Annotated in this window: 24 protein-coding genes and 1 pseudogene; 16 read left to right on the forward strand and 9 right to left on the reverse strand. The window is 67.4% G+C overall.

Translation table 11 applies throughout. From position 1 onward, the window contains the following. Positions 1–160: 160 nt before the first annotated feature. The 4 genes from BN996_RS09410 (at position 161) to BN996_RS09425 (ending at position 3,702) form a co-directional block, all read left to right on the forward strand. Positions 161–727 carry a DUF7110 family protein gene (locus tag BN996_RS09410; RefSeq protein ID WP_089778506.1) on the forward strand — a complete coding sequence of 189 codons (567 nt, stop codon included), beginning with the start codon at positions 161–163 and terminating at the stop codon, positions 725–727. A 137-nt stretch (positions 728–864) separates the two neighbouring features. After that, complete coding sequence (locus tag BN996_RS09415; protein ID WP_089778509.1) at positions 865–1,842, forward strand: phosphoadenosine phosphosulfate reductase family protein; 978 nt, start codon at positions 865–867, stop codon at positions 1,840–1,842. A gap of 122 nt (positions 1,843–1,964) precedes the next feature. Further along, positions 1,965–2,918, forward strand: coding sequence for a phosphoadenosine phosphosulfate reductase family protein (locus BN996_RS09420; RefSeq protein ID WP_089778510.1), 954 nt, complete (start codon positions 1,965–1,967; stop codon positions 2,916–2,918). A gap of 73 nt (positions 2,919–2,991) precedes the next feature. Continuing rightward, positions 2,992–3,702: a diphthine--ammonia ligase gene (locus BN996_RS09425; protein WP_089778512.1), complete on the forward strand. Its 711-nt coding sequence runs from the start codon at positions 2,992–2,994 to the stop codon at positions 3,700–3,702. A gap of 42 nt (positions 3,703–3,744) precedes the next feature. Here BN996_RS09425 and BN996_RS09430 read toward each other — a convergent pair whose 3' ends face one another. After that, entirely contained in the window at positions 3,745–4,713 is a 969-nt protein-coding gene (locus BN996_RS09430; protein WP_089778514.1) for a nucleotidyltransferase family protein, read from the reverse strand. A gap of 113 nt (positions 4,714–4,826) precedes the next feature. Between BN996_RS09430 and BN996_RS09435 the strand changes: the two genes are divergently transcribed. After that, positions 4,827–5,126 (forward strand): transcriptional regulator, encoded by a 300-nt coding sequence (locus BN996_RS09435; protein WP_042662199.1) that lies wholly within the window; start codon positions 4,827–4,829, stop codon positions 5,124–5,126. A 9-nt stretch (positions 5,127–5,135) separates the two neighbouring features. Here BN996_RS09435 and BN996_RS09440 read toward each other — a convergent pair whose 3' ends face one another. The 5 genes from BN996_RS09440 to BN996_RS09460 all read right to left on the reverse strand — a co-directional run bounded on the left by BN996_RS09440 (position 5,136) and on the right by BN996_RS09460 (position 8,540). Next, a complete protein-coding gene (locus BN996_RS09440; RefSeq protein WP_226908729.1) occupies positions 5,136–5,936 on the reverse strand; it encodes an HNH endonuclease in 801 nt (266 codons plus the stop codon). 70 nt (positions 5,937–6,006) lie between these two features. After that, positions 6,007–6,690 (reverse strand): type 1 glutamine amidotransferase domain-containing protein, encoded by a 684-nt coding sequence (locus tag BN996_RS09445; RefSeq protein ID WP_042662201.1) that lies wholly within the window; start codon positions 6,688–6,690, stop codon positions 6,007–6,009. 100 nt (positions 6,691–6,790) lie between these two features. Further along, positions 6,791–7,357, reverse strand: coding sequence for a hypoxanthine/guanine phosphoribosyltransferase (gene hpt, locus BN996_RS09450; protein ID WP_004970945.1), 567 nt, complete (start codon positions 7,355–7,357; stop codon positions 6,791–6,793). A 166-nt stretch (positions 7,358–7,523) separates the two neighbouring features. Beyond that, positions 7,524–7,925: a hypothetical protein gene (locus BN996_RS09455; protein WP_042662202.1), complete on the reverse strand. Its 402-nt coding sequence runs from the start codon at positions 7,923–7,925 to the stop codon at positions 7,524–7,526. 276 nt (positions 7,926–8,201) lie between these two features. Then, entirely contained in the window at positions 8,202–8,540 is a 339-nt protein-coding gene (locus BN996_RS09460; protein WP_042662203.1) for an ArsR/SmtB family transcription factor, read from the reverse strand. Between the two features lie 144 nt (positions 8,541–8,684). Between BN996_RS09460 and BN996_RS20105 the strand changes: the two genes are divergently transcribed. From BN996_RS20105 to mnhG, 8 genes and pseudogenes are all read left to right on the forward strand, one after another. Beyond that, positions 8,685–8,858 carry a hypothetical protein gene (locus BN996_RS20105; RefSeq protein WP_167344102.1) on the forward strand — a complete coding sequence of 58 codons (174 nt, stop codon included), beginning with the start codon at positions 8,685–8,687 and terminating at the stop codon, positions 8,856–8,858. A gap of 156 nt (positions 8,859–9,014) precedes the next feature. Further along, positions 9,015–11,420, forward strand: a complete 2,406-nt coding sequence (mbhE, locus tag BN996_RS09465; protein ID WP_042662204.1) for a hydrogen gas-evolving membrane-bound hydrogenase subunit E — start codon at positions 9,015–9,017, stop codon at positions 11,418–11,420. Continuing rightward, on the forward strand, positions 11,417–11,890 hold the full coding sequence (locus BN996_RS09470; RefSeq protein WP_089778516.1) for an MnhB domain-containing protein: 474 nt from the start codon (positions 11,417–11,419) through the stop codon (positions 11,888–11,890). The genes mbhE and BN996_RS09470 overlap by 4 nt, the downstream gene beginning before the upstream one ends. After that, positions 11,887–12,228, forward strand: a complete 342-nt coding sequence (locus BN996_RS09475; RefSeq protein WP_004043872.1) for a sodium:proton antiporter — start codon at positions 11,887–11,889, stop codon at positions 12,226–12,228. Before BN996_RS09470 ends, BN996_RS09475 begins: the two co-directional genes overlap by 4 nt. Next, positions 12,225–13,771 (forward strand): annotated as a pseudogene (locus BN996_RS09480) (complex I subunit 5 family protein). The gene BN996_RS09475 and the pseudogene BN996_RS09480 overlap by 4 nt, the downstream one beginning before the upstream one ends. Next, positions 13,771–14,373, forward strand: a complete 603-nt coding sequence (locus tag BN996_RS09485) for a Na+/H+ antiporter subunit E (protein WP_089778518.1) — start codon at positions 13,771–13,773, stop codon at positions 14,371–14,373. The pseudogene BN996_RS09480 and the gene BN996_RS09485 overlap by 1 nt, the downstream one beginning before the upstream one ends. Next, entirely contained in the window at positions 14,366–14,659 is a 294-nt protein-coding gene (locus tag BN996_RS09490; RefSeq protein ID WP_089778520.1) for an MrpF/PhaF family protein, read from the forward strand. The genes BN996_RS09485 and BN996_RS09490 overlap by 8 nt, the downstream gene beginning before the upstream one ends. Next, positions 14,656–15,069 carry a monovalent cation/H(+) antiporter subunit G gene (mnhG, locus tag BN996_RS09495; RefSeq protein WP_089778522.1) on the forward strand — a complete coding sequence of 138 codons (414 nt, stop codon included), beginning with the start codon at positions 14,656–14,658 and terminating at the stop codon, positions 15,067–15,069. Before BN996_RS09490 ends, mnhG begins: the two co-directional genes overlap by 4 nt. A 15-nt stretch (positions 15,070–15,084) precedes the next feature. On the opposite strand, the gene coaBC is transcribed toward mnhG, so the two are convergent. The 3 genes from coaBC to BN996_RS09510 all read right to left on the reverse strand — a co-directional run bounded on the left by coaBC (position 15,085) and on the right by BN996_RS09510 (position 18,213). Continuing rightward, positions 15,085–16,227 carry a bifunctional phosphopantothenoylcysteine decarboxylase/phosphopantothenate--cysteine ligase CoaBC gene (gene coaBC, locus BN996_RS09500; protein WP_089778524.1) on the reverse strand — a complete coding sequence of 381 codons (1,143 nt, stop codon included), beginning with the start codon at positions 16,225–16,227 and terminating at the stop codon, positions 15,085–15,087. A 96-nt stretch (positions 16,228–16,323) separates the two neighbouring features. Then, a complete protein-coding gene (locus BN996_RS09505; RefSeq protein WP_089778526.1) occupies positions 16,324–17,103 on the reverse strand; it encodes an FAD-dependent oxidoreductase in 780 nt (259 codons plus the stop codon). Between the two features lie 123 nt (positions 17,104–17,226). Next, positions 17,227–18,213, reverse strand: coding sequence for a DUF7551 domain-containing protein (locus tag BN996_RS09510; protein WP_089778528.1), 987 nt, complete (start codon positions 18,211–18,213; stop codon positions 17,227–17,229). A 119-nt stretch (positions 18,214–18,332) separates the two neighbouring features. Here BN996_RS09510 and BN996_RS09515 point away from each other — a divergent pair, with 119 nt between their 5' ends. The 3 genes from BN996_RS09515 to BN996_RS09525 all read left to right on the forward strand — a co-directional run bounded on the left by BN996_RS09515 (position 18,333) and on the right by BN996_RS09525 (position 22,006). Further along, the gene (locus BN996_RS09515; RefSeq protein WP_089778531.1) at positions 18,333–18,869 is read left to right on the forward strand and encodes a type II toxin-antitoxin system RatA family toxin; all 537 of its coding nucleotides are present in this window, start codon (positions 18,333–18,335) and stop codon (positions 18,867–18,869) included. 85 nt (positions 18,870–18,954) lie between these two features. Continuing rightward, the gene (gene trkA, locus BN996_RS09520; RefSeq protein WP_089778533.1) at positions 18,955–20,292 is read left to right on the forward strand and encodes a Trk system potassium transporter TrkA; all 1,338 of its coding nucleotides are present in this window, start codon (positions 18,955–18,957) and stop codon (positions 20,290–20,292) included. 109 nt (positions 20,293–20,401) lie between these two features. Continuing rightward, positions 20,402–22,006: a TrkH family potassium uptake protein gene (locus BN996_RS09525; RefSeq protein ID WP_089778535.1), complete on the forward strand. Its 1,605-nt coding sequence runs from the start codon at positions 20,402–20,404 to the stop codon at positions 22,004–22,006. The last annotated feature ends 8 nt before the right edge of the window (positions 22,007–22,014 follow it).

The raw sequence follows: 22,014 nt of genomic DNA on the forward strand, positions 1-22,014 counted from the left end.
AGCGACCCCGACAGACCGCCGGACTGCGGCCCGACGCCGGCCTCTTATCTCTCGCCTACCGCGAAGGGGAGGCCATATAAGCCTCGAACTCGTACACGAACACAGGTATCGCCATCCGGGTGCGCCCGCACCGTGGCTCTCGTCGATACCGAAGCCAACAATGTCAGGCCGCGTATATCGACTCCATTCGACGTTGGAACTGCCACTCGAAGACGTGATGGACTACTTCGAAAACGACCCAGAACTCCCACCTGAGGTCGAGAACGTAGACATCACCCGCCGAAACAACACACTCATCATCAAAGCCGTCTCCGCCGACGACAACCTCAGCAAGTACACGCCGACGGCTCAGTTGAAAGCGAGCGTGACGGAAAACCGCGTCTACGAAGAAGAGCCGCCCCGCGCCGGCGCGCCCAACTGGGGAGATGAAGAAGAAGAGGAGATTCCCTCCGAACTCGTCGAGTTCGCCTGCTTCAAAGGCGACCTCGAAACCGTGCTCCAGAACACGGCGCTCCAGTACCCGATGTTCCTCGTGCTCCGCGAGATTGCGATGCTCTCGGAGAAGGGGACGCTGACCGCCATCACCGAGGAGGGCGACGAACTGCAGGCGACGCGCATCGTCGAGGGCGAGGTGCGTGCCGCCTCAGTCGAAGTCGTCGAGAACCCGCAGCAGAACGGCTCCTCGGACAGCGGAATCAACTGGCGCGACAACAAGTTCATCTCCTAAACGCGTCGTATCTTCCCATCCCGTCACCGCCGACCCACGTGAGCCAGCGGCCCAAATCGTGTTCGGTGGTATCGCGCCCCACACGACTTCTCGGGCAAAAAGCATTTACACGTCCTAATTAGATGTAATTACACACCATGTCGGAAGCCGAAGCCTTCCCGGACTACCTCGACGTCGACTACACCGACGGTGAGGGAGAGACGCCGGAGGACTACCCGAGTATCGAGGACAAAATCGAGAAGGCCATCGAGGTCACGAAGCGGGGGCTCGAACAGTACGAGAACCCCGCCGTGATGTGGACCGGTGGCAAGGACTCGACGCTCACGCTCTACTTCATCAAGGAGGTCGCAGAGCGCTACGACCTCGAAGTCCCGCCGGCGGTCTTCATCGACCACTACCAGCACTTCGACGAGATCATGGACTTCGTCGAGCACTGGGCCGACGAGTGGGACCTCGACGTCATCTGGGCGCGTAACGAGGACGTCGGCGCGTACGTCGACGAGAACGGTCTGGAACCCGGCGACGACATCCCCGTGTCCGAACTCTCCGAGCACAACCAGCACCACGTCCGTGAAATCCTCGAATACGAGGAGGACACGTTCCCCTTCCTGCTCGACACCTACGTCGGCAACCACCTGCTGAAGACCGTCGCGCTCAACGACACCCTCGAAGAACACGACATCGACGGCGTCATCTCCGGCGTCCGCTGGGACGAACAGGAGGCCCGCGCCGACGAGACGTTCTTCAGCCCCCGTCACGACCCCGACATCTACCCCCCGCACGACCGCATTCAACCCATCCTCCAGTTCGAAGAGAGCGCCGTCTGGGACGCCTTCTGGTACTTCGCGGTCCCCGACACCGTCGAGAACTACCCCGAGGACGGCTACGTCCCGACGAGCGACACCGACCTCCCCGAGGGCGTCACGCAGGAGGACGTGCCCGTCTCGCCGAAGTACTTCGCCGGCTTCCGGAGTCTCGGCAGCGAGGTCTCGACCGACAAGTCCGCCGAGGAACCGGCGTGGCTGCAGGACATGGAGAACACGACCGAGCGCGCGGGCCGCGCCCAGGACAAAGAGGACCTGATGGAGCGCCTGCGCGACCTCGGCTACATGTGACGACGGCCGACGCCTGACGCGAACGCCGCGTCGCGGCCACTTTTTCGCGGCCCCGCTTCGAGAGCGACTGCGACCGTCCCACAGCGGAAACAGCGATATTCTCTGCGAGCGATTCCTGTTGTATGGTTCACACGTTCCCCGACTACCTCGACGTCGACTACGACGACGGCCGCGAGGAGACCGCCGCGGACTACCCGACGCTGGCGGACAAACTCGAAAAGGCGGCCGCGGTGACCGCGACCGCCCTCGAACAGTACGAGTGCCCGGCCGTCATGTGGACCGGCGGGAAGGACTCCACGCTCGTCCTCTACGTCGTCCGCGAGGTCGCCGCCGACATGGGCGTCCCCGTGCCGCCCGTCGTCTTCATCGACCACTTCGAGCACTTCGACGAGACCGAGGCGTTCGTCCGCGAGTGGGCCGACCGCTGGGGCCTCGACCTCGTCGTCGCCCGCAACGAGGAGTTCGCGCGCCTCGGCGCGTCGCCCGGCGACGAGATTCCCCTCTCGGCCCTCGGCGACGACACCCGCCGCGAACTCGCCCGCCTCGGCTACGAGGGCGAGACCGTCGTCCTCGACGCCGACTCCTTCGAGGGCAACCACCTGTTGAAGACCGTCGCGCTCAACGACGCCATCGAGAACCGCGGCTTCGACGGCGTCTTCTCCGGCGTCCGCTGGGACGAACAGGAGTCTCGCGCCGACGAGACGTTCTTCAGCCCCCGTCACGACTCCGAGAAGTACCCGCCGCACGACCGCGTCCACTCGATCCTCCAGTTCGAGGAGGCCGACGTGTGGGCGGCGTTCTGGAACTACATCGTCCCCGACTCGGTCGAGGGTTATCCCGCGGGCCACGTCCCCGAGACGTCCGACGACCTCCCCGACGGCGTCGAACCCGGTGACCTCCCCGTCTCGCCGAAGTACTTCGAGGGCTACCGCTCGCTCGGCACCGAGTCCGGCTCCGCGAAGTCCGACGACCGCCCCGCGTGGGTGCAGGACCTCGGCGCGAGCGCGGAACGCGAGGGGCGCGCGCAGGACAAGGAGGACCTGATGGGTCGGCTCCGGGATTTGGGCTACATGTGATGCGAGCCGCGCGAAACGCGCCCGCGACGCCCACACCGTAGCGCCTATCTCCCCCAACGCGCTATCGCCTCTAATGACAGCCGAGTGGGTCAGTCTCTTTTCCGGCGGAAAGGACTCCTCGTGGGCGCTCTATCGCGCGCTCGAAGAGGGGTTGAACGTCACCCGCCTCCTGACCGTCCACCCCAGCGACGACTCGTATATGTACCACGTCCCGGCGACCGACCTCGCCGCGCTCGCCGCCGAGAGCACCGGCATCGAACTCGTGGAGGTCCACCCCGGCGACCTCGAAGCGACCGACGCCGACGACTCCGGCGCGCAGGGCGACGCCGAGCTCGAACCGCTCGAAGCGGCGCTGTCGGAACTCCAGTCCGACATCGACCTCGCGGGCGTCACCGCCGGGGCCATCGAAAGCGAGTTCCAGACCGACCGGATTCAGGCGATGTGCGACCGCCTCGGAATCGACCTGTTCGCCCCGCTGTGGCAGGAAGACCCCCGCGAACTCGGCGACGCCATGCTCTCGGCGGGCTTCGAAATCACGATCATTCAGGTCGCGGCCCACGGCCTCGACGAGTCGTGGCTCGGCCGGACGCTCGACGCCGACGCGCTCGACGAACTGGAGGCGCTCAACGAGCGGTACGGCGTCCACATCCTCGGCGAGGGCGGCGAGTTCGAGACGCTCGTCACCGACGGTCCGCACATGGACCGACCCATCGAACTGGAGTACGAGACGGAGTGGGAGGGGACCCACGGCCGGCTCCGCATCACCGACGCGTACCTCGGCTGAGAAACAAGAACCCGCGTCCGCGGCTCGAACCGCGGGTCGGCGTTACTGCTCGTTCGTCAACCGCGAGTGCGCCCCGATGAGGGCGTTCGAGAGGTCGAGGCTATCGATGTGGGTCTCCTCGTCGACGATGGAGTTCTTGAGCTCCGCGTTTCGGATGACCGCGCCGGGGAAGACCACGGACTCTTCGAGAACGGAGTCCTCGATGACCGCGTCGGCCATGACGTGGACGTTGGTGCCGACCTCCGTGTTCGTGAGCGTCGCCGACTCGTGGATGTAGTTCTCGCCGCCGAGATACCACGCCACGGCGTCGAGGTAGCTCTGGGGCGTGCCGATGTCGAACCACGCCTCGTCGAACGTGTAGGCGAACAGGTCGCCGTTCTGCTGGAGCCACTGCATGAACCAGCCGGGCTCGTCGGGGTTGTTGTCGCCGGAGAGATACTCGTCGAACTTGGGGAGGTCGCCCGCCGGGATGGCGTAGCAGGCGATGGAGACGAGCGTGCTCTTCGGGTCTTCGGGCTTTTCTTGGAAGTTGATGACGCGGTCGCCGTCGAGTTCGACGAGGCCGTAGGCCTTCGCGAGCTCTTTGTCGCCCACGTCGTAGGCGGCGAGACACGGCGCGTTCTTCTCGTAGAAGAAGTCCACGAAGTCGCCCACGTCGAAGCTGATGAGGTTGTCGCCCGCGATGACGACGAGGTCCTCGTCGACCTCCTCGCGGTCGATGAGTTGGGCGAGCGCGCCCACGACGCCGAACTTCTCGTCTTCTTCGCTCGTGTCTTCGACCGACAGCGTCGGCTTTTCGAACGGCGACTCGTCGATGTACTCCTCGAACGCGCCGGCGAAGCGCTCGTTCGTGCTCACGAACACCTCCGAGACCCGGTCGTCGGCCTCCAGGTCTTCAAAGATGGTGTCGATGACCGTCTGGTCACCGACGGGTAAGAACATCTTGGGTCGGTGTTTGGTAATCGGCCACAGACGCGTCGCGTACCCACCGGCAAGGACGACTGCCTTCATATCCCCAAATCCCGCCACGTGGACAAGGCCTTTTTGCATCCTCTCTATCTTGCTGACATTTCTCGGCGGGAGACGGCGCAAGGGATTTTCCCTTCGACTCCCAACCCAGCGATATGACTGCCCGGGAGTCCGACACGACGGCCCGCCAGCGCATCGCCGACGCCCTCCGCGACGACCCCGCGACGGCCTCCGAACTCTCGGCGAGCGTCGGCGTCTCGGTGTCGTCGGTGTACGGCCACCTCCAACACGTCGCCCGAACGGTCCACGGGGAGGACGGCGAGCAGTTCCTCGTCGCGCCGCCGGAGTGCAACCACTGCGGCTTCACCGCCTTCGACGACCCCGTGAACTACCCCTCGCGGTGTCCGGAGTGCCGAAGCGAAAGCATCGAAGAGGCCGTGTTCAAAATCGAGTAGCGAGCGCGGTCAAAACGACGCGATGGTTCGGTTGTGGTAGTCGAGAAACGCGGAACCGAGGTCGTGGTCCTCGCGGACAGAGAGCGAAGCGCCGTCTAACTCGCGCTCGTAGGCGTGAGAGATAGCGCGCGTCTCGGGGTCGACCGCTATCATGCCGTAGTCGAAATCCGCGTGGTGGTCGGGACAGAGGACGAGGAGGTTCGCCTCGACGTCCGGGCCGTCGTGGGGCCGACCGAGCGGTCTGAGGTGATGCGCCTCGGCGTATCCGTCGTGAACACCCCGGCGACGGCGCTCTCCACAGACCTGGCACGTGTGGGAGTACCGCGCCTTCAACTCGGTTGCGAGCGCCGTGTTCCGAATGATTCGGCTCCGCGTCGTCTCGGTGCGTTCCGCGGGCGCGAGGTCCGCGGCGGCTTCCTCGTCGTCGACTCGGTCCCGCGTTTCGTGACGGCGGCGAAGCACGAATCGATAGACGTCCCTGTCGTCGCCTTCGAACGGTCCGCACGCGTAATCGACGACTTCGACTTGACCTTGGTACTCCCAGTCGGCCTCCCCCGATTCCCGATGGAAGAAGAATATCGGTAACGTGTGGCGTTTCGCCCGCGCCAGAAACTTGTTTCCGCCGGTGAGCGTCTGGTCACCGGTCCGTCCCTCTCCGATGTACGTGAACTCGCCGCCGGTCACGTCGTCACCGTACGGTCCGGTGTCGCTCGAAAAGAGACGGAGATACCGCTGGTCGTCGTCGTCGTAACAGATTTCGATGCCTCGTCCCGTCATTCCGGGTTCGAGCGAGAGCGCTGCGAGTTCCACAGCAGTTCCGACGACCGACCGACGAAAAAACGTTCTCCCGCGACGGGTGGTGCCGCCCGGACGGAACCGACTAGTTCGCGTCTAACTCGTCCAACAGCGTCTGGGCCGCCGCGGCCGACGAGCCGGGGCCGCGCGCGGTGATGAGGTCGCCGTCGACGGTGACGCTCGTGTCGCTGTCGAGTTCGGCGTCCCAGACGCCGCCGGCGGCCTTCACCTCGTCTTCGACCCAGTAGGGAAGCTTCCGACCGTCGGGCATCAGGTCGTCGTCGTCGACGATGCCCTCCTCCCACTCGTTGGGGAAGCCGGTGACCTCGCGCCCCTCGACGAGGAACGAGCCGTCGGCCTCGCGGGTGAACCCGAGGATGCCGACGGCGTGGCAGACGACGAGCGCCTTCGAGCCGTCGCCGGCGACAGCCTGCAGGAGCGCCTGCCGGGCGTGTCGGTCCTGATTGACGTCCCACGCGGTCCCGTGGCCGCCGGGGAACACCACGGCGTCGTACTCGTCGGCGTCGACCCGCGCGATCGGCTCCGGGTTCTGGAGTCGCTCGTCGTTCTCGTGGACCTCGACGACGCGCTCGGCGAGTTCCTCGCCGACCTCGTCGGGGTCGACAGAGCGCTCGTCGACGACCGGCACGCCGCCCGTCGGCGTCGCAACGGTCACGTCCACGCCGGCGTCGGTCAAGCTCGTAAGCGGCTCGATGCACTCTTCGCCCCAGTAGCCGTCTTCGCTGACGATGAAAAGCGCCGATGTCATCGCTCCCCGGTACGGCCCGGTCACAAAAAGGCCCCGCGGAGGCGGAAATCCGCGGGCGAACGCGACGCGGCGATGACGCCGCGGCCGCGTCGGTGTCGGGTCAGTCGTCGCCGTGCTCGTCGACGATGACGACTTCGCCGTCTTCGACGGTCACGTTGATGAGCGTCTTGACGTGGTGTTCCGAGTCGTCGAGCTCGTTCGGGCCGGCCTTCTTGATGATGGCGACGGTGTCGACGACGTCCGCGCCGATGTGGTCGAGGGCGTCGAGGACGGCCTTCATCGTGCCGCCGGTCGAGAGCACGTCGTCGAGGACGAGCACGCGGTCGCCCTCGTTGACGTCGTTGATGAACATGTCGCCCTCGGAGTAGCCCGTCTGCTGGTGGAGCGACACCTCGCCGTCGAGGCCGTACTCGCGCTTGCGGATGACGACGAGCGGGATGTCCGTCATCAGCGAGACGGCCGTCGAGATGTGGATGCCCATCGCCGCCGGCGTGACGATTTTGTCGACGTTTTCGAGGTTCGCCTTGCGGATGATCTTGATGACGATCTCGCGGAGGAGCCCCGGCTTCAGCATCGGAACGCCGTCGCTGATGGGATGAACGAAGTACTCGTAGTCTCCTTTTTCGATGATCGGCGCGTCGAGAAGGGACTGCCGCAACTGGTCCATGGCGCTCGTTTCCCCGGTTAGGCATAAAATGTGGCGGTTCGAAGGCTCTCGGACACGCCGACCCACGCCGTACGGTATCTCCTCTCGTGGAGGAGACGCCGACGAGCGCGGCCGCTCTCGGCCCGGCCTGATTCTCGGTCCGGAGCGCGGCGCTCCGGAGAGTCGGTTACATCCCGCCGAGAAGCTGTGACGCGGTCTTCACGAGCGGCTCGACGCTCTCGTCGGGGTCGACGAAAAGCAGCATGCCGCGACCGCCGCAGTAGACCTGCAACACGCCGTAGCCGTCGCGTTCCTCGAAGCGGTACTCGACGCTGTTCTGTACCGGACTCAGCCCGGAAAACAGCCCGCGTTCCATGAACTCGCGCCGAGTCTCCTCGGCGAGCGAACTCAGATGCGCCACGAGTTCCTCGCGGCTTTTGAAGTCCTCACGGACCGTTTCACCGACGTGAAACAGGTCGAACGCCGTCGCACCGTAGACGGCGACCAGCGAGACTGCCCCCTTCGCAGTCCCCCGGAGCGCGTCCATCGCGACCTCGCTGTCGGGTCCCGGTCCGTTGACGGATGCCATCCGTGACGGGTCGATTATCATTCGTTTCCCCCCCTGCCCTGACGCTGCGCGTCTCCCTGCCCGGAGCGCGCGCCTGGACGTATCATGAATCTCAGATTGTCAGTTGTTGCTATAAATGTAGAGGTGTAGTTTCTCTCGCTGAAAAACCGGCCTCAGGACGGGTAGGACGCCGTTTGACACCCGATTCGGAGAACGAGACACGACAGCGAAGCGGGGATCGACGGGCTGCGAAGGACGTGACAGGGACGGGCGCAGACGCCGGCGGACGGTCGGCCGTCAGTCGGCTCCGGGCTCGGTTCGCTCGCTCGATAACGTGGGAGTCAAGCGGACCTCGGCCCGGAACCCCTCGACCGAAAGCGAGACGACCGTCTCGTCGAAGTCGCAGTCGTAGCGGCGGCGGTGCGTGCCGTCGTCGCGGACCTCGGTCGTCGAACTGACGAGACCGCACTCGCACAGCCGGTCGAGCCGTCGGTACACGGTCGGAAGCGAGAGGTCGAGCGTCTCACCGAGCTCCTTGGCGGTGCGGGGCTCGCGGCGGAGCGCCACGAGCAGTGCCCGGGACTCGGTGTCTCCGAGTATATCCAAGAGTTCGTCGCTCGATGCACGTCCGTCCATCTCTGATGAAAGCCTCCGAATGCGCGTATAAAGTAGTTGCGCCCCCGAGACGGTGACCGCTTTCAGGGCGGACCAGCGGGGTGAGAGAGGGCCGAACCGGGGACTCCAGAAACTATGACAAGTATCTCTGATTGGACACCTCGCGTGCGGACGAAGACGGCTGACAGCGCGACCGCCTCCCTCACGGACGACGCGGTGGAGTCGCGTGCGCTCGTCGGTGAGACGGGCGACGCGACGCGTGAGCACAGCGCCGATCGGGCCGCGCGGACGAATCCCGCCGGCGCGACGAATATTCTCGAAGGGGTGACTGTGCTCTAAGACGTACTATCGTCGTCCGAGAATATAAATTTCGCCCTCAGTAGAAAATCATGAAGTTGAGAAATCAGCGAATAAACCGACCGGGCGTCCCGTTTCGATGCCGGACAACCAACGGGTTTGACAACACCTAAGTCGGCGCTTCCCGCAATTTCCCCCGTGCAACCCACACCGGAAGTCGTCCTCGCGGTCGTCTTCTTGCCGTTTCTCGCCGCGGCGTTCACCCCGGTAGTCTACCGGCTCTTGGGTGAGCGCACGGCGTACTTCGCGGCCGCCGTCGCGCTGGTCACGCTCGGCCTCGTGACGGACCAGTATCTCGCGGGGGCGCACGGAACCGTGCCGTTCGACTGGATTCCCTCGCTCGGAATCTCGCTGGCGTTTCACGTAGACGGGTTGGCGCTTCTCATCGCCTTCCTCGCCAGCGGGGTCGGCGTGCTCATCCTCACGTACTCCGGAGGATACATGCACGGCGAGCCGGGCCAGGCGAAATACTACGCGACCCTGTTGGCGTTCATGGGCTCGATGCTCGGCGTCGCCCTCGCGGGCGACCTCGTCGCCCTGTTCGTCTTCTGGGAGCTGACGAGCCTCTCGTCGTTCATCCTCATCGGCCACTACACCGGCGAGGAAGCCTCCCAGTACGCCGCCCGGAAGTCGATGCTCATCACCGTCTCCGGCGGCCTGTTCATGCTGGTCGGCTTCCTGCTTCTCGTCTGGGCGTCCGGCCAGACGACGGCCATCGAGGGGACGACCTACAGCATCCCGCTTTTGGTCGAACACGCGGACGCGATTCGCGAGGTCCTGACGGCCTCCGGTCTGCTCGTCCCCGTGCTCGTCCTCGTCGGCCTCGGCGCGGCGACGAAGTCCGCGCAGGTCCCGTTCCACGTGTGGCTTCCCAACGCGATGGAGGCTCCGACGCCGGTCTCGGCGTTCCTCCACTCCGCGACGATGGTCAAAGCCGGCGTCTACCTCGTCGGCCGATTCCGCCCGCTTTTCCTCCCCGAGGACGCGGCGGTGCTCGGCGAGTGGACGCTCGTCTTCGCCGTGCTCGGCCTGCTGACGATGACCGTCGCGGCCATGCTCGCGGTGAGCGCGACCGACATCAAGGAGCTGCTCGCGTACTCGACGGCCTCGCACCTCGGCCTCATCATCGCCGGCTTCGGCTTCGCCAACAGCTACGGCGCGGAGGCCGGCGCGTTCCACATCCTGAACCACGCGAGCTTCAAGGCCGCGCTGTTCATGGTCGCGGGCATCATCGCCCACGAGGCCGGCACGCGGAACATAGAGCGCCTCGGCGGACTCCGGAAACACCTGCCCGTGACGGCCGTCATTGCAGTCGTCGCGTCGCTGTCGATGGCCGGGTTCCCGCCGTTCAACGGCTTCTACTCGAAGGAACTGCTGTTCGAGTCGACGTACTACGCCGCCGAGCACATGGGCGGCATCGCGTGGGTCTTCCCGGTCGTCGCGGTGTTCGGGAGCGTCTTCACGTTCCTCTACTCCATCAAGTTCGCCTCGCTGTTCTTCGGCGACGAACCCGACGGACTGGGCCACGTCCACCGCCCGCCGGTGGCGATGCTCGTCCCGCCGGCGATTCTCGGCGCGCTCGTCCTCGCCATCTCCGCCCAGCCGAACCTCTTCATCGAGGGGCTCATCGGCGACGTGTACGGGAGCGTCGTCCCCGGCGAGGCGCACTCCTTTTCGGTCCACTTCCCGACCGAACTCACTCCGTACGTGATCATGAGCATCGTCACCATCGTCGTCGGTGCGGCCGCCTTCCCGTTCTACGACCGCATCCACGACGCCATCAACGCGGCGCTGCGCGGCCCCGTCCGCGCGAACTGGTGGTACGACAACTTCGTCGAGGGACTGACGACGACGAGCGTCGCCGTCACGCCGAAGATTCAGACCGGCCTCCTGCGCACCTACGCGACGTGGGGCCTCTTCGGCTTCGTCGCGCTCGCGCTCGGCGGCTACGCGGCCGCGGGCGTCGCCCTGCCCGGGTTCAGCGAACTCAGCGTCTCGATTCCCATCGTGCTCGTGCTCCTCGTCGCGCTCGTCGCCGCCTTTGCGGTCGACGTCGCGCCGTCGCACGTGGCGGGCGTCCTGACGCTGTCTATCGTCGGCTTCATGGTCGCAATCTTCTACATCCTCGCGGACGCGCCCGACCTCGCGTTGACCCAACTGGTCGTCGAGACGCTCGTGTTGGTCATCTTCCTGCTCGTCTTGGACCGCCTGCCGGCGTTCTACGGCGACGCGCCGGACCGACTCGTCTCCGTCCGCGACGGCCTGCTGTCGCTCGCCGTCGGCGGGACGGTGTTCCTCACCGTCCTGCTCTCGACGGACGCCTCCCCAGACCCGCTGCTACAGGAGTTCTTCGTGTCTCGGGCCGGCGTCCCGGCGGAACACGGGCCGTTCTTCGCGGACTACGGCGGCGGGTCGAACATCGTCAACGTCATCCTCGTCGACTTCCGCGGATTCGACACCATGGGCGAGATTTCGGTCGTCGTGATGGCGTCGCTCGCCATCCTGACGCTGATTCGCATGCGGACGCGGGGTGAGGGCCAGTGAACGGCTCGTCCGGTCGGACGACCGTCATCTCGCGGACCGTCGCGCGCATCGTCGTCCCCATCATCCTCGTGACGGCTATCGCGCTGTTGTTCCGCGGGCACAACCTCCCCGGCGGCGGCTTCATCGGGGCCGTCCTCGCGGCGGCCGCGTTCGCGCTCGTCTACATCATCTTCGGGCTGGAGTTCATCCAGCGGGAGGTGCTCGCCATCAAACCCGACGGCTCGGAGCGACACCGACTCGTCGAGACCTACCGCTGGATGGCCTCGCTCGGCCTCGCAATCGCCGTGGCGTCCAGCCTCGCCCCGCTCGCGTTCGGCGCGCCGTTCCTGACGCAGGGCGTGCTCTTCTTGGAGCACCTGCCCATCTACGGCGAACTCGAAGTCGCGAGCGCGTTCGCCTTCGACCTCGGCGTCTTCTTCGCCGTCGTCGGCGGACTGCTCACCATCGTCGCGGAGGTCGGTAACGAATGACCCAGTTCTTCCTCGCCGCCACGCTCGGCGTCCTGTTCAGTATCGGCACGTACCTCGTGCTCCGACGCGACGTGGTTCGCGTCGTCTGGGGTATCAGCATCATCAGCCAATCGGCCAACGTCTACCTCGTCACCATGGGCGGATTCGACGGGCTCGCACCCATCCTCTCGGGACACGGCGCGAGCGGTCCGGCACCCTCGGACCCCATCGTGCAGGCGCTCGTCCTCACCGCCATCGTCATCGGCTTCGGGACGACGGCGCTCGCGCTCGTCTTGACCTACCGGGTGTACGAGGAACACGGAACAATCGACATGTACGAACTCGGAGGGAGCAGATGAGCACGGTCGTCATCGCACCGCTCCTCGTGGCGCTCGTGACGGCGATTCTGACGCTGCTCACGCGCCCGAGCGACATACTCCAACGGACGGTCAGCCTGCTCGGCGGCGTCGCCTACCTCGTCGCCGTCGCCGCCCTGTTCGACGCCGTGGTCCTGCCGCTCGGCGGCGAGTCGACCACGCTCGTCTATCAGGTCTCGAACTGGGCTGCGCCGTTCGGCATCACGCTCGTCGCCGACGCCCTGTCGGTGTTCATGCTGGCGCTCACCGGCTTCGTGTCGCTCCTGGCGCTCGGTTACTCCGTCGCGTCGGTCGGCTCGTTCGGCCAGCGCCTCAGCTACCACACGCTGTTCCACTTCATGGTGGTCGGCGTCACCGGCTCGTTCCTCACCGGCGACGTGTTCAACCTGTTCGTCTGGTTCGAGGTGATGCTCATGTCGAGCTACATCCTCGTGCTGTTTTACTCCGGCCGCGAGCACACCCGCGCGGCGCTCAACTACGTCGTGCTCAACCTCATCGGGAGCGCGGTGATGCTCGTCGCCATCGGCGGTCTCTACAGCACGACCGGGACGCTCAACATGGCCGACATCGCCCGGCGACTGGCCGAACCGGCCGCCTACGACATCGAACTCCTGCCGACGCTCGGCCTGTCGGCGGTGCTGTTCTCGGTGTTCGCGCTAAAGGCCGGCCTCGCGCCCTTCCAGTTCTGGGTGCCCGCGGCCTACCGCGCCGCGCCGTCGCCGGTGACCGCGATGCTCGCCGGCGTCGTGAAGAAGGTCGGCGTCTACGCCATCGTCCGGCTCTACTTCACCGTCTTCGCCGCGGCGTCCATCGACCTCAACTTCCTCGGCATCACCGGGGAGTCGTTCCTCGGCTTCTTCGGCCCGGTCATGTTCGCAATGGCCGCGGTCAGCATCGTCCTCGGCGGCATCGGCGCGGTCGGCCGCGACGACGTGGACGGCATCCTCGCGTACTCCTCTATCAGTCAGGTTGGCTTCATCGTCCTCCCGCTGGCGGTGGCCGCGACCGCGCCGTCCGAGGCGGTTCGGGCGCTCGGCGTGACCGCCGCGCTGGTCTACGCGTTCAACCACGGTATCGCCAAGAGCCTGCTGTTCCTCGCGAGCGGCACGCTCAAGGACGTCGTCGGCAGCGACCGCCTCTCCGACCTCGGCGGTCTCGCCGACAGAGCGCCGGTGCTCGCCGCCGGCTTCCTCCTCGGCGCGCTGACGCTCATCGGCGTCCCGCCGCTGTCGGGCTTCTTCGGGAAGTACCTCGTCTTCCAAGCGGCCGCGGAGGCGTTCGCCGCGGGCGCGGCCAACGCGGGACCGACGGCGGTGACGACGCCCTCGAACGGCTCGAACTCACCGCGCAGGTGACCGTCGTCGTCGCGCTCGCCGTCGCCGCCATCGGCTTCGGTATCGGCTTCGAGGCGCTGTTCGGTGCCGCGGACGCCGCGGCCCACGCCGCCCTCGACACGAACGGCTACGTCGACGCCGTGATGCACGGTCCGGGAGTCGGCTTCGAATCCGGCGGAGGTGGCCACTGATGAGCCGCCGCTGGCCGGTTTCGGGGGTCATCATGGCCGTCCTCTGGCTGTTCGTTCGCGGCGTCGAACTGACGCCCCAGCGCCTGCTGGAGGAGTTCATCATCGGCCTCGGCGTCGGGATGGGCATCGCCTTCTTCTTCCGGCGGTTCTACGGCGACGAAGCGCCCGTCGCGCGGAGCCTCCGCGTCGCGCCCTACGCGGCGCTGTACCTCGCGACGTTCCTCTGGGAACTCCTCACGGCCAACGTCGACGTGGCGGTGCGGACGCTGTCGCCGTCGATGCCCATCGACCCCGCCGTGGTCGAGGTGCCGCTCCGCGTGCGGACGCCGCTCGCCATCACGACTATCGCGAACAGTATCACCCTCACTCCGGGGACGCTGACCATGGATTACGACGACGAAACCAACTCGCTGTACGTGCACAGCATCGACGGGAGCGACCCCGACGGCACCCTCGAACCCATCCGCCGCTGGGAGGACTACGCGCTCGTCATCTTCGACGAGGAACTGAAACCGGGCGACCCCGCGCCGCAGGCCGGGGTTCGCCCCGCGGACGGCGGCGACGCGCCCGCCGCCGCGCCGGGAGGTGAGCAACATGGCTGAGCCCGCGTACCTCGCGTGGATGGACGCCGTCCTCTTCGCCGGCCTCGCGCTCGCCGCGGGGCTGACGCTCCTCGTGAGCTACCGCGTCATCCGCGGGCCGACGGTGCCCGACCGGGTCGTCGCGCTCGACACCATCGGGACGAACGTCGTCGCCATCGCGGCGCTGTACGCCATCTGGAGCCAACAGGGCTACTTCGTCGGCGTGAGCCTCGTGCTCGCCATCATCGGCTTCATCAGCACGATTACCGTGGCTCGGTACGTCACGGAGGGGGACATCATCGAATGACCGCCGCAGAGACCGCGGCCGCCGCGACGGCCGGTCCCGTTCGCGCGGCGCTCGTCATCCTCCTGACGGTCGTGGGGAGCTTCTTCCTCCTCGTCGGGACCATCGGCCTGCTCCGGTTCCCCAACGTCTACAACCGGATGCACGCCACCTCGAAGGCGACCACGCTGGGGGCGGCCTCCATCGCGCTCGCCGCGACGGTGTACTACCTGCCCAACGGCGACGGACTGATGGCGCTCGTCACGGTGTTGTTCCTGTTCCTCACCGCGCCGACGGGCGCGCACATGATTTCGCAGGCCGCCCAGCGCATGGGCGTCCCGTTCCTCGACGGGGTCACGTGGCCCAGACAGGACGCCGCGCCGGGCGACGCCGACGGTGCGGACGCCGCGAACGCCGCGAACGGCGACGACTGACGACCCACCGGGGGCCTATTTTTCGAACTCGTTCGCCAACTCCGCAGCGACGCGAGCGCCGAGTCCGTCTTTCGACCCGACGTACTCGCTCGCCTCGTCGGCGCGGACGACGAGCGCGCGGGTCTCGTCGGCACCCATCACGGAGGCGTCGTTGGCGACGACGAACGCGAGGCCGACGCGGTCCATGATGCGGCGGGCCTCGCCGACCATCGCCTCGTCGTCACCGGTCGTCTCGGCCTTGAAGCCGACGATGGTGAGGTCGGGGTGCGACTCGCGGACGGCGTCGATGAGCTTCGGCGCGGGTTCGAGGTCGAGCGTGCGCGCCTCGCCGGAGCGAATCTTCTCGTCGGCCGCCTCGACGGTGAAATCGGAGATGGCGGCCGCCGAGACGAGCGCGTCGGCGTCGGCGTCGACCGCGGCCTCGACGGCCTCCAGCATCTCGGCGGCCGACTCGACGGCGAGCGCGTCGGCGTAGTGCACGTCGTCGCCGTCGTGGACGAGCGTCACGTCCGCGCGGGCGACGGCGCGGCCCGTGCGGCCGGACGCGCGGTTCGAGAGGGTGCGGATGGGGTCGATGGACTCGGTCGTCGCGCCGGCGGTGACGACGACGGATTTCCCGGCGAGGGTCTGTTCGGTCGTCGCCTTCGCCACGCCGGTGACGATGGCCTCCTCGGTCGCGATTTTCGCCTTCCCCTCCTCGATTCGCGGGTCGACGAACTCGACGCCCCACGACCGCACCCGCTCGATGGCGTCGAGGACGCCGGGGTGGTCGTACATGGGCTCGTGCATCGCGGGCGCGATGACGACCGGGACGCCCGCGCCGAGGGCGGTGGTCGCGGTGGTCGTCACGGGGGAGTCGTCGATGGCGGCGGCTATCTTGCCGACCGTGTTGGCGGTCGCGGGCGCGACGAGGAACACGTCGGCCCAGCCGTCGCGGCCGCAGAGCTCGACGTGTTCGACGCGGCCGGTAATCTCGGTCACCACGTCGTCGTCGGTGGCGAACTCGACCGCCCACGGGTGGATGATTCCAGTCGACGCGTCGGTCATCACCGCGCGGACCGACGCCCCCCGGCGGCGGAGTTCGTGCGCCAACTCGACGACTTTCACGGCCGCGATACTTCCCGTCACCCCGAGCGCGACGTTCACACCTTCGAGCATTCACTCGTCTCTGCGCCCGCTACCCGCTAAAAGGATTCGCGTCCGCGGGCGAACGCGGGACCGGCGGTCGGCCCGCCCGCGGCGTGGCTGGTTCGGTTACTCGTCGAGTCGCCCGAGTTCGTCGTCGACGAGGCTCGGGTGGGTGCGCTGGGGTTCGTCGTGCGGCTCGGCGAAGAACTCGCGCATGACCTCGCGGGACTCGCTCTCGCGGCGGTCGCGCTCGTCGGCGTCTATCTCCTCGCAGGCCGGCGGGACCTCGCGGCCGCGGTCGGTGAAGTAGCCGGTCGGCGCGACCCAGTCGTTGTAGAACGCCGTCCCCGAGTCGTGGACGAGCGTGATGGCCGTCTCCGCGGCGTCGCCGGCGGCGACGACCGCCTGGTGGTAAATCTCGGTCAGTCGCCCCGCGGCGTAGATGCCGGGGACCGCCGTCCGCCCGAGGTCGTCCACGCCGACGTAGGTCTTCGAGCCGGCGGCCCGGAGGTCGACGCCCGTGTCTTCGAGGTACGACGCGTCGGACCACGACGCGGCGACGACCCGCGACGCCTCGACGGTCTCTTCGCCGTCGTCGGTCTCGACCGTCGCGCGGAACAGCGGGTCGTCGTCGTCGCCGAGCACGTCGAGGTCGGTCACGCGGCCCGCCAGTCGGGCCGCACCGCTGCGGTCGGCCTGTTCGGAGAGGAGGTCGGTAAAGAGCCGGCTGTTGACGCCCGCCGGGAAGCCGGGGACGTTTTCGAGGTGGGCGTTCCGGCGAACGATCGGCTCGTCGTCGTTGACGACGAGGGTGTCGAGGTCGGCGCGCGCGAGGAACGTCGCGGCGGTGAGGCCGGCGACGCCGCCGCCGACGACGAGCGCGTCTCGTGGAGCGGTCTCGGTCATGTCGTGCGATAGCTCATCGGTGAGTAAAACCGTACGGATGTCGCCGAAGTCTGCCGAATCTCGCGGCGTGCGGGTGCGGCGGGACGGAGCGGGACGGGACGGGACGGGACGGGGCGGGCTACGCTACCGTTCCAGCGACGCGCCCGTGTCGTTGAGCCAGCGGTTCTCGACCGCCTCGACGCTGACGAGGCCCGCGGAGCCGGGGTCTCGCCCCCCGTCGCCTTTCGGCGACATGCGGAGCCGGAGCCGCCAGCGGCCGTCCGAGAGCGCCTCGCCGTCGAGAAAGCGCACGGCTCGCTCCGGCGTCCGGCGGAGGAGAGCCACGGCGATCGGAAGCGTCGGAATCCGGCCGGTGCGCTCCGCGAGCGCGTAGTCGCCGAAGGTGAGTTCCCACGTCCGAGCGCTGTCGTCCCCGTCGGTCCGGGCGTCCGTTCGGGTGTCGGCCCGAGCGTCGGGTCCGGCGTCGACATCGCGCGCGCCGTCCGCCTCGGCGTCGGGAATCGGCCGCACCGAGTAGCCCTCGACGAAGCCGACGGCTTCGAGGTGTCGAAGCGTCGCGTCCACGGGGTTCGGCGTCGCGGTCGGAGAAAACAGGTCCGCGGCCGCCTCGACGGCCGCCCGCCGCTCGGCCGCCGAGAGGCGAACGTCCAGTTCGCTCATCAGACTCCACACCAGCGTCAGACAGAAGTCGTCGTGGTCGTCGACGACCTCGGCCAGCGTGAGGTACGTCTCCATCGCGGCGGTCTCGGCCTCTCTGTAACCGAGTTCCGACAGCGCCTCGAACAGCGCGCCAGCGGTGTCGTGGCAAAAGGCGCTGTAGCGGGCGTACTCGTCCGCCGACGCCTCGGTGACCGCCCGAGGGAGCCCCTCCGACACCTCGTAGACGAGCGGGTCGTCGTACGGGATGTTCGGGTCGTATCGCCGGAGCGCCGCCCGGTAGTCCCGCGTCAGTTCCGCGGCCTCCCCGGCGGCGCGCCGGTCCGGAAACCGCCGGCCCGTTGCGGCCGCAGGCTCAGACCCCGTGCGGCCGCACACGACTGCGTAGTCGCCGTCGGAACGCGCCAGAGACCGAATCTCGGCTCTGATGTCCCGAAGCGTCCCCCCCACCATTCGGCTCTATGTCGGCCCACCGACCGATTATAGGTTGCGATTGCGATGCCGGGCAGGGGCCACGGGCGGGCCCAACGCGGCCCACAAGGCTTTGGTCCCGCCGACCCCATTCGACGCCCGTGGACGAGATAGCCGTCAGCACCGTCGTCTACCTGCCGCCCGAGGAGATATACGAGTTCCTCGTCGACTTCCCGCGGTACGCCGACTACTCGAAGCACCTGCGGGACGTGCGGCAGTCGGGCGACGGGTCGCCGGGGACGCGGTACGGCCTGTCGTTTTCGTGGTGGAAACTCAGCTACACCGCCGAGTCGAAGGTGACCGACGTCACCCCGCCGACGCGAATCGACTGGACCATCACCAAGGACGTACACGCCGTCGGCCGCTGGCGAGTCGAGGAACTCGACGACCTGCCGGCCGAGGCCCCGTCGGACGCCGACGCCGCCTGCCGCGTCTTCTTCGAGGTCGAGTACGACCCCGACAGCGTCTCCGCCGGCGATATCGACCTGCCGCGGTTCGTCTCGCTGGGGTGGGTCATCGACAAGCTCCGGCCGGTGCTCCAGAAGGAGGCGGAGCGAATCGTCGAGCGCATCGTCGCCGACATCGAGGGGCGACCGCGGCGCGTGGAACTGACGGTACACTCGAAACCGGGGCCGTGAGCGGCGGTGTACGGGCGATTCGTGAAGGGAAATGCACATACGCGCCCGCGGACCAACACAGGGGTATGACAGGGGCTGGTCTCTGGTGCGCGTGATAATCATCGGTGCCGGACAGGTCGGGTCGTCCATCGCGGCCGACCTCGACGAGACCCACGAGGTCGTCGTCATCGACTGCGACCCGGAGCGCGTCGACGAACTGAACTACTCGCTCGACGTGCTCGCGCTCCACGGCGACGGCACGTCCGTGGACACGCTCGAAGAGGCCGACGTGGAGCGCGCCGACATGGTCATCGCCTCGACCGACGACGACGAGACGAACATCGTCGCCTGCGCGACCGCCAAGGCCATCTCGGACGCCTTCACCATCGCCCGCGTCAAGAACACGGAGTACCTCCGGACGTGGCAGCGCTCCGAGAAGGCGTTCGGCATCGACTTCATGGTCTGTACGAACCTGCTCGCCGCGGAGTCCATCGTCCGCGTCGTCGGCCTCCCCGCCGCGCGCGACGTCGACCCCTTCGCGGGCGGGCAGGTCCAGATGGCGGAGTTCGAAGTCGACGAGGAGAGCCCCGTCGCCAACCAGACCGTGAGCGAGGCCGACCGCTTCGACTCGCTGACGTTCGCGGCCATCCTCCGCGACGGCGAGGTGACGATTCCCCGCGGCGACTCCGTCATCGGCCCCGGCGACCGCGTCGTCGTCATCGGCAGCCCCAAGAGCGTCCAGGGGTTCGCAAGCTCCGTCTCGCCGGACGAACCGCCGGGGACCGCGGAGGAGGTCGTCATCGTCGGCGGCAGCGAAATCGGCTACCACGTCGCCCGCCTGCTCGAAGAGCGCGGCTTCAAGCCCAGACTCATCGAGCACGACGCGGAGCGCGCCCGCGACCTCGCGGAGATGCTCCCCGGAACCATCGTCATGGAGAGCGACGCGACCGACGTGGACTTCCTCGAACGCGAGTACATCGGCGACGCCGACCTGCTCGTGTCGGCGCTCGACTCCGACGAGAAGAATCTGCTCGTGTCGCTTCTCGCCGCCCGACTCGGCGTCGAACGCACCGTCGCCGTCATCGACACGACGCCGTACGTGGAGCTGTTCGAGGCCGTCGGCGTCGACGTGGGCGTCAGCCCCCGCGAGGTCGTCGCGGAAGAGATAACCCGCTTCACCCGCGAGGGCGGCGCGGAGAACGTCGCGCTCATCGAATCGAACAAGGCCGAGGTGCTGGAAATCGAGGTCGACGCCGAGAGCGTCCTCGCGGGCAAGCCGATTCGGGAGTCGGTCGCCACGCTCCCCGAGGGCGTCGTCATCGGCGCGATAACCCGCCGCCGGGAGTTCATCACCCCCCGCGGCGACACCGTCATCGAACCCGGCGACCACGTCGTCGTCTTCGTCGATAGCTGCGTCATCGACGACGTGGCCCCGAATCTGTGAGTCGGCCCGTCGCCGGACGGTCGTCCTAACGACCCCGCCGCGGTACGACGCCGCATCCGGTGCGAACCCGAACACGGAAGAACCCGGCGCTCGGTACGTTAGTCCACGGATGAAATTGCGGGTCGATTACAGAGCCAGCCTGCGTCTCGTGGGGACCGTCCTGAAGTATCTCGCGGTCCCTCTTTGTTTCCCGCTCGTGGTCGCGCTGTACTACGGCGAGTCGGTGCTCCCGTTCGTCGTCACGATGGCCGTCACGGTCCTCGTCGGCGCGGGGCTCGAACGGCTCGCCGACGAGCCGGACATCGGTGCCCGCGAGGGGTTCCTGATGGTCGCGGTGACGTGGTTGGCGGTCACGATAGTCGGCGCGATACCGTTTCTCATCGAGGCCCACGGCATCCCCTTCCTCGCGTCGCCCGTTCACCCCGAATCGACCCTCGGTAACCCGGCGAACGCGCTGTTCGAGACGATGAGCGGCTTCACGACGACCGGGGCGACGGTGCTCGGCGACATCTCGTTCGACTCCCACACCCGCGGCATCATGATGTGGCGACAGCTCACCCAGTGGCTCGGCGGGATGGGTATCGTCGTTCTCGCGGTCGCCATCCTCCCAGAACTCTCCGTCGGGGGCGCACAGCTGATGGACGCGGAAGCGCCCGGCCCCGGCATCGAGAAGCTCACCCCGCGCATCGCCGAGACGGCCCGCGCGCTCTGGGGCGCGTACCTCGGTCTCACCGTCCTCGAAATCGTCCTCCTCTACGGACTCAACGTCACCGGCCACGCCCCGAACATGGGCGTGTACAACGCCATCGCCCACGGGCTGACGACGATGCCGACCGGCGGGTTCTCGCCGGAGGCCCGGAGCATCGAGGCGTTTTCGGCGGCCGCGCAGTGGGTCATCGTCCCCTTCATGGTCGCCGCCGGGACCAACTTCGCGCTGTTTTGGCACGTCCTCACTGGCGACCCGAAGCGGCTGTTCCGCGACACCGAGTTCAAGTCCTACCTCGGCGTCATCGGCGTCATCTCTGCCATCCTCGCGGGGGTTCTGTTCCTCGGCGACGGGCTCATGTCCGTCGCGCCCGCGGGCGAGACGTACGACCAACTCTACCTCGAAGGCATCCGAACGGCCATCATCGGCAACGTCGAGCCCGCGGTCCGGCAGTCGGTGTTTCAGGTCGTCTCCATCGTCACGACGACGGGCTACGCCAGCATCGACTTCAACGCGTGGAGCGCGCCGGCGCAGTACGTCCTGCTGTTCGCGATGTTCATCGGCGGCTCCGGCGGGTCGACCGGCGGCGCGGTCAAAATCGTCCGCTGGTACGTCATCGTGAAGTCGCTCCGCCGGGAGCTGTTTACGACGGCCCACCCCGAGGCGGTCCGCCCCGTCAGGCTCGCGGGCCGCGCGGTCGACGAGCGCGCCATCCGCGGCATCTACGCCTTCACGCTCCTGTATCTCGTGCTGTTTTTCGTCTCGACCGGCCTGCTCCACCTCGACGCCGCGCGCATCGGCTTCGACGTGAGCATCCTCGAAACCATGAGCGCCGTCGCCGCGACCCTCGGGAACGTCGGGCCGGGCTTCGGCGTCGCCGGCCCGATGGGGAGCTACCTCGGCTTCTCCAACGGCTCGAAGCTGTACATGGTGCTTCTCATGTGGGTGGGCCGGCTGGAGATACTGCCCGTGTTAGTCATCTTCACGCCGGAGTACTGGCGGCGATAGCGTCGGAA

Origin of the sequence: Haloferax massiliensis (genome assembly GCF_001368915.1) — an archaeon.
GTDB lineage: Archaea > Halobacteriota > Halobacteria > Halobacteriales > Haloferacaceae > Haloferax > Haloferax massiliensis.